Raw genomic sequence first — 6,386 nt, forward strand, 5'->3', positions numbered from 1 at the left:
GTCCAGTCACGTCACGACGCGAGTCGAACGGAGGCATGGAAAGGACATGCGCATAATCGGATTCACCCCCGAAAGCGGCCGGATCGGAACGCCGGTGACGCTGGAACTCGCCGACATGCCGAACGATGCGAGCACCGAGAACACCCTGGTCGAACTGGGCGGCCTCGGACAGGGAACCGGCACTACCCTGGTTTCCGTCGACGCCGTTACAGGCACAATCCAACTTCTCATCGGACCGATGGCGATGACAAACAAGTTCCACGTCACCGTCCATGCCGACATCAGAGCATCCAGTGCTGAATACTTCACGGTACAGGGGGCGGCGGCGCGTATATCTTCGATGCGGCCCACGAGTGGGCCCCCCGGGCAGCAGTTGACACTTACAGGAGAGGGTCTGGGGAGCATCAGCAGAGTCACTTTTGGCCCATATCAGGCGACCAACCTGACCCATGTGGGAGAAACCGGTCTCCGGCTTTCGGTGGCCAGGAACGCGCCCCGGGGAACCTACCAAGTCACTGGCCACGACGGTGCCCTCATCAATGTCAATGCGCCTTCCCGGTTCACAGTCACGTAGGCCTTCCGCTGCCTTCCGCAGATCCCGTCGCCGGGCGGCCGACCCACCCCCGCTCCTCGGATCAGATCCACTCCCGTGCCATACGCGCTCCGGTCGACCCGGGACAGGTTCACCGGGGCGCGCAGGCTCAGCTGCCGGAAGGCCGTCGTCGACGGACGGGCCCCGGCGGGCGACTCCGCGCCACCCGGTCGGGACGACGGCCGGGCCGCTGTCGTGACGGCACCCTTCACGAGATATCTTGATGTCGAGCAATGTTGCAGACGTGGAGCGGAGCACCCGGTGACTGACTCGACCATCATCTACACACACACTGACGAGGCCCCGGCCCTGGCGACGTATTCCTTCCTGCCGGTCATCCGGGCCTACGCCTCGCAGGCCGGTGTCCCGGTGGAGACCCGGGACATCTCGCTGGCCGGACGCATCATCGCCGTGTTCCCGGAGTACCTGACCGAGGAGCAGCGCATCCCGGACGCCCTCGCCGAGCTGGGCGAGCTGGCCAGGACGCCCGCCGCGAACATCATCAAGCTGCCGAACATCTCGGCCTCCATCCCGCAGCTCAGGGCCGCCGTCGCCGAGCTGCAGGGCCAGGGCTACGCGCTGCCGGACTACCCGGACGACCCCAGGACCGACGAGGAGCGCGAGGTCCGCGCCCGCTACGACAAGATCAAGGGCTCCGCGGTCAACCCGGTGCTGCGCGAGGGCAACTCCGACCGCCGCGCCCCGGCATCGGTGAAGAACTACGCCAAGACCCACCCGCACCGCATGGGCGCCTGGTCCGGCGAGTCCAGGACCGACGTGGCGACGATGGGCGCGGACGACTTCCGCTCCACCGAGAAGTCCGTGGTGATCGCCGAGGACGGCACGCTGCGCATCGAGCTGAAGGGCGACGACGGCTCCACGACCGTCCTGCGCGAGTCGGTGCCCGTGCTCCGGGGCGAGGTGGTCGACGCCTCGGTGCTGCGGGTCGCCGCGCTGCGCGAGTTCCTCACCGCTCAGGTGGCCCGCGCCAAGCAGGAGGGCGTGCTGTTCTCCGTGCACCTGAAGGCCACGATGATGAAGGTCTCCGACCCGATCATCTTCGGCCACGTGGTGCGTGCCTTCTTCCCGAAGACCTTCGCCCGGTACGGCGCGCAGCTCGCCGCGGCGGGTCTGACCCCGAACGACGGCCTGGGCGGCATCTACAAGGGCCTCGAAGGCCTGCCGGAGGGTGCCGAGATCAAGGCGTCCTTCGACGCCGAGCTGGCCGAGGGCCCGGAGCTGGCGATGGTCGACTCCGACAAGGGGATCACCAACCTGCACGTGCCGTCCGACGTGATCATCGACGCGTCGATGCCCGCCATGATCCGCACCTCCGGCCACATGTGGGGCGCGGACGGTCAGGAGCACGACGCGCTGGCGGTCATCCCGGACTCCTCCTACGCGGGCGTCTACCAGGCCGTGATCGAGGACTGCAGGGCCAACGGCGCCTTCGACCCGTCGACCATGGGCTCGGTGCCGAACGTCGGCCTGATGGCGCAGAAGGCCGAGGAGTACGGCAGCCACGACAAGACCTTCGAGATCCCCACCACCGGCACCGTCCGCCTGGTCGACGAGGCCGGCAACGCCCTCGTCGAGCAGACCGTGTCGGCCGGCGACATCTTCCGCGCCTGCCAGACCAAGGACGCGCCGATCAAGGACTGGGTGAAGCTGGCCGTCACCCGCGCCCGCGCCACCGGCGACCCGGCGGTGTTCTGGCTGGACGCCGGCCGCGCCCACGACGCCAACCTGATCAAGAAGGTCGAGCAGTACCTGCCGGAGCACGACACCGAGGGCCTGGACATCAGGGTCCTGTCCCCGGAGGAGGCGACCAGGCTGTCGGTGGAGCGCATCCGCCGCGGCGAGAACACCATCTCCGTCACCGGCAACGTGCTGCGCGACTACCTCACCGACCTGTTCCCGATCCTGGAGCTGGGCACCAGCGCCAAGATGCTGTCGGTGGTGCCGCTGATGGCGGGCGGCGGCCTGTTCGAGACCGGCGCGGGCGGCTCCGCGCCGAAGCACGTGCAGCAGCTGGTCAAGGAGAACTACCTGCGCTGGGACTCCCTCGGCGAGTTCTTCGCCCTGGTGCCGTCCCTGGAGCAGTACGCCGAGGCCACCGGCAACACGCGGGCGCGCGTCCTCGCGGACGCCCTCGACCGCGCCACGGCGACCTTCCTCAACGAGGACAAGTCCCCGACCCGGCGGGTCGGCGGCATCGACAACCGCGGCAGCCACTTCTACCTGTCGCTGTACTGGGCGCAGGAGCTGGCCCGGCAGACCGAGGACGCGGACCTGGCCAAGGCCTTCGCCCCGCTCGCCGAGACGCTCACCGCCGCCGAGGCGAAGATCGTCGAGGAGCTCAACGCAGTACAGGGCAAGCCCGCCGAGATCGGCGGCTACTACCAGCCCGACCCGGCCAGGGCCGCCGAGGTCATGCGGCCGTCGGCCACCTGGAACGAGGCGCTGGCCTCCCTGAGCTGACGCTCCGGGCCCGACGGGCCCCCGACCGTGCCCCGGCCGAGCACCACCCGGCCGGGGCACGGCCGTCACCGGACCCGGGTGCGGTCGGCTCCTCCGCATCGGCGTCCGGGAGACCGTGGGCCTGCGCGACGAACCGGCCGCCTCCGCATTCCGGTCGGTCCGCGGTCCCACCCGTCGATCATGCACCGCACCGCTGACAACGCTCCGGGAGCCGCCCGTGACCACGCCCTCCTTCGTCCTGCTGCCCGGCGCGCCGCACTCGCCGGTGCTGCTGCACGTGCCGCATTCCGCGCGGGAGATACCGCCCGCGGTGCGGGCGGGCGTCGTGCTGGACGACACGGCGCTGGAACGGGAACTGGACCACATCACCGACGCGCACACCGACCGGATCGCCGCGCGCGCCGCCGCGGCGGCCGGGGTGGCGCCCTGGCGGTTCGTCAACCGGCTGTCCCGGCTGGTCGTCGACCCGGAGCGGTTCCCGGACGAGCGGGAGGAGATGACGGCCGTCGGGATGGGCGCCGTCTACACCCGGACCACGCACCGGGAGGAGCTGCGGTCCGCGGGAAGCGACCCGGAGCCCCTGCTGGCGCGCTACTACCGACCGTATGCGCGGGCGATGAGCGGGGCGGTGGCGGAGCGGCTGGCCGCCGCCGGGCGTGCGGTCGTCGTCGACGTGCACTCCTATCCGGCCCGGGCGCTGCCGTACGAGCTGCACGGGCGGGGGCCGCGGCCCGCGGTGTGCCTGGGGACGGACCCCTTCCACACGCCTCCCGAGCTGCTCGCCGCGGCCCGGGAGGCGTTCGCGGACTGCGGTGACGTGGGGCTGGACAGCCCGTTCGGCGGGACGTACGTGCCACTCGACCACTACCGCCGGGAGCCGCGGGTGAGCGCGCTGATGGTGGAGATCCGCCGCGACACCTACCTGGCCCGGCCGGGCGGGCCGCCCGGCCCGGGGCTCGACCGGATCGCCGCGGCGCTCGGGCGCCTGGTCGCCGCAGTCTCCGCCTGACCTCTGTGTGGAGCGCTCCCGCGCGACAGGCGGGCCGGGGGCGCCTCTGCGTGGACGTCGACGGCGCCTCGACGGCGGACCGGGCTCGGATCCAGCAGTGGACCTGCACCGGACGACCCGACCGGCAGTGGGCCCTGCGGGCCGCCGCCGGCGGACGCTGGACACTGGTGAACCTCAACAGCGGCAAGTCCGCCGACATCGCAGACGGCTCCACCGCCCAGGGCGCGCACGTCGTCCAGCTGGGTCCCGACGGCACCGCGACCGAGCAGTGGACGCTCCGACCCGCCTGACCCGCCGGGCAGGGCGGTCCGCGGCATCCGCCCCGCCCGAGGTGGGGGTCTCCTCGGCCATGCCACCGCGCTCACCCCGGAGTTGCGGTTGGTCAGGGTGAAGTAGCCGGAGGTGATGGCGCTGTGCAGGTCTCGGATCCGGTTGGCGTCGCCGATGTAGCCGTGTGTGCTCGCGGGTGACGGGTGCAGAAGGTGCCTCCCCGCGCGCGCTGTTCGAGTTGCAGCGTTTTGAAAGCGCCCGCAACCTGGAATGGCGGTCACAGCGGTCATATGCGTACCTGGCGATCGACAGCAGCTGTTGCCGCTCCCGCCACTGCCAGCGCGAGCAAGGCTGGTCGCATCGCGGCTGAGCCGGCAGCGCCGGAAACATCCATTGAAGTCTCCGCACAATACGGAGGTTTGCCTGTCATGGGAACGCAAGCTGAGAAGATCACACGTCCCGTCCTGCCGCCCATCATCGTTGACCGGAACGACACCACCGCTACCGGCGGGGTCGGCGCGCAGTTCTACTTCGCGCACCTGGAAGACCCCGCACACACGAAGATAAGCACCGACCACCCGGACGTGCTGCAAGTCATTCCGGGGTACAAGGCACCGAACGACGGTGAGTTCACCTGTGGTGCCCATGCGCTTCAACTCGGAAGTGCGCACATCAAGATCGTCCCGTCCCCTGAGGACCCGAACCAGAAGCCCGTCGACGTGGACATCACCATAACCAGGTAGTACGGCTGACGAGTTCGTGTACGACTGAACCGCTCCGGGTCTGATGGAGGCTCGAGTCCCTGAGAGGATCGAGTCGCGGCCCGTCCGTCCCCAAGCCCGAAGTCGACGGCGCCCGGCGCCCGGCGTCACGTCCGAGGAGGCGCCGAGATCAAGCGGCTGCGGGTAGATAACTCCGAGCTGCGGCGGACCAACGAGTTCTTCTTGAAGGCGGCGTTGGCTTTCTTCGCGTCAGTATCGCGAACGAGCACCTGCCACGCCCCAAGAACCGCGCCCCAGCGCCCGGTCGGTCCGCGACACGGAGCTGAAGACCCGGATCAGCCGCGTCTGCACGGACGATTTCAGCGCCTACGGCGTGCGAAAAGTCTGACGGCTGGGACGACGTGGTCGCCAGGCTCGGCTACGAGCACCTGCGCCGCCACGATCTCCGGCACACCGGACTGACCTGTTTCGCCGACGCAGACGTGCAGGTCCACGTCCTGCGCAGGGCGCCGGTCCGCAAGAATGACCAAGGGCCGGTTTTGGATACCTCCGAAACCGGCCCTGACCTGCGACTTCGAAAGAAAAAGTCGGGACGACAGGATTTGAACCTGCGACCCCTTGACCCCCAGTCAAGTGCGCTACCAAGCTGCGCCACGTCCCGATGCGCGCCATCGCGGCCTGACCGCGTGATCGCGCAGGTAAACCCTACCCCAGGTGCGCCGTCCCGCTCACCGGCGCGTCCTCGGACGGTCGGGCCGTCGTGACGGAGTGTCCTGCCGGGAGGCCGGATACCCCACACCCTGTCGACGGCGCGGCCACCGGCAGGCGGGCTACGGTCGGCGCATGACCGAGACCTTCGCCCTGCACATCCCCGACGCCGAGCTCGAACCGGAGCCGCTCGACCCGGGACAGATCGTCTCCGGATCGCCCGAGGTGACCGGGAAGGTGGTCTGGGAGTCGGCCGACGGACGTCGGATCCGGGGCATCTGGCAGATCACACCCGGTGTCGTGACGGACACCGAGGCGGACGAGCTGTTCGTGGTCGTCAGCGGGTCGGCGACGATCGCGGTCGAGGGCGGCCCCACGCTGCGGGTCGGCCCCGGCGACATGGCCGTCCTGCGGCAGGGCGACCGGACGACGTGGACGGTGCACGAGACGCTGCGGAAGGCGTACGCGATCAACTGCTGACCGGGGTTGCCGGTGCGGTGGACGGCAGCCGGCCCTCGGCCACATGCCACCGCGGCTCCCGGCCCGGCGCGGGGGGGGGGGGGGGGGGGGGGGGGGGGGGGGGGGGGGGGGGGGGGAGGGCGAG

The 6,386-nt window shown here is 70.3% G+C and carries 6 protein-coding genes and 1 tRNA gene; 6 read left to right on the top strand and 1 reads right to left on the bottom strand.

Going from position 1 to position 6,386, the window contains the following annotated elements; genetic code table 11:
• Positions 1-46 precede the first annotated feature (46 nt).
• The 5 genes from ACL02U_RS27260 (at position 47) to ACL02U_RS27280 (ending at position 5,095) form a co-directional block, all read left to right on the top strand.
• Positions 47-574 (top strand): IPT/TIG domain-containing protein, encoded by a 528-nt coding sequence (locus tag ACL02U_RS27260; RefSeq protein WP_412793611.1) that lies wholly within the window; start codon positions 47-49, stop codon positions 572-574.
• Between the two features lie 279 nt (positions 575-853).
• A complete protein-coding gene (locus ACL02U_RS27265) occupies positions 854-3,073 on the top strand; it encodes an NADP-dependent isocitrate dehydrogenase (protein ID WP_412793612.1) in 2,220 nt (739 codons plus the stop codon).
• A gap of 217 nt (positions 3,074-3,290) precedes the next feature.
• Complete coding sequence (locus ACL02U_RS27270; RefSeq protein ID WP_412793613.1) at positions 3,291-4,082, top strand: N-formylglutamate amidohydrolase; 792 nt, start codon at positions 3,291-3,293, stop codon at positions 4,080-4,082.
• A 5-nt stretch (positions 4,083-4,087) separates the two neighbouring features.
• Positions 4,088-4,372, top strand: coding sequence for an RICIN domain-containing protein (locus tag ACL02U_RS27275; protein WP_412793614.1), 285 nt, complete (start codon positions 4,088-4,090; stop codon positions 4,370-4,372).
• A gap of 270 nt (positions 4,373-4,642) precedes the next feature.
• Complete coding sequence (locus ACL02U_RS27280; RefSeq protein WP_412793615.1) at positions 4,643-5,095, top strand: hypothetical protein; 453 nt, start codon at positions 4,643-4,645, stop codon at positions 5,093-5,095.
• A gap of 566 nt (positions 5,096-5,661) precedes the next feature.
• Here the strand turns inward: ACL02U_RS27280 and ACL02U_RS27285 are convergent.
• Positions 5,662-5,735 (bottom strand) — tRNA-Pro (locus tag ACL02U_RS27285).
• Positions 5,736-5,917: 182 nt separating this feature from the next.
• Between ACL02U_RS27285 and ACL02U_RS27290 the strand changes: the two genes are divergently transcribed.
• On the top strand, positions 5,918-6,262 hold the full coding sequence (locus ACL02U_RS27290; protein ID WP_412793616.1) for a cupin domain-containing protein: 345 nt from the start codon (positions 5,918-5,920) through the stop codon (positions 6,260-6,262).
• Positions 6,263-6,386: the final 124 nt, after the last annotated feature.

Origin of the sequence: Streptomyces sp. MS06, assembly GCF_047200655.1 — a bacterium.
Classification (GTDB): Bacteria; Actinomycetota; Actinomycetes; order Streptomycetales; family Streptomycetaceae; genus Streptomyces.

Excerpts from the sequence above, each read along its gene's own strand:
- ACL02U_RS27260 (WP_412793611.1), top strand. The coding sequence starts at position 47 with ATGCGCATAATCGGATTCACCCCCGAAAGCGGCCGGATCGGAACGCCG.
- ACL02U_RS27280 (WP_412793615.1), top strand. The coding sequence starts at position 4,643 with ATGCGTACCTGGCGATCGACAGCAGCTGTTGCCGCTCCCGCCACTGCC.
- ACL02U_RS27290 (WP_412793616.1), top strand. The coding sequence starts at position 5,918 with ATGACCGAGACCTTCGCCCTGCACATCCCCGACGCCGAGCTCGAACCG.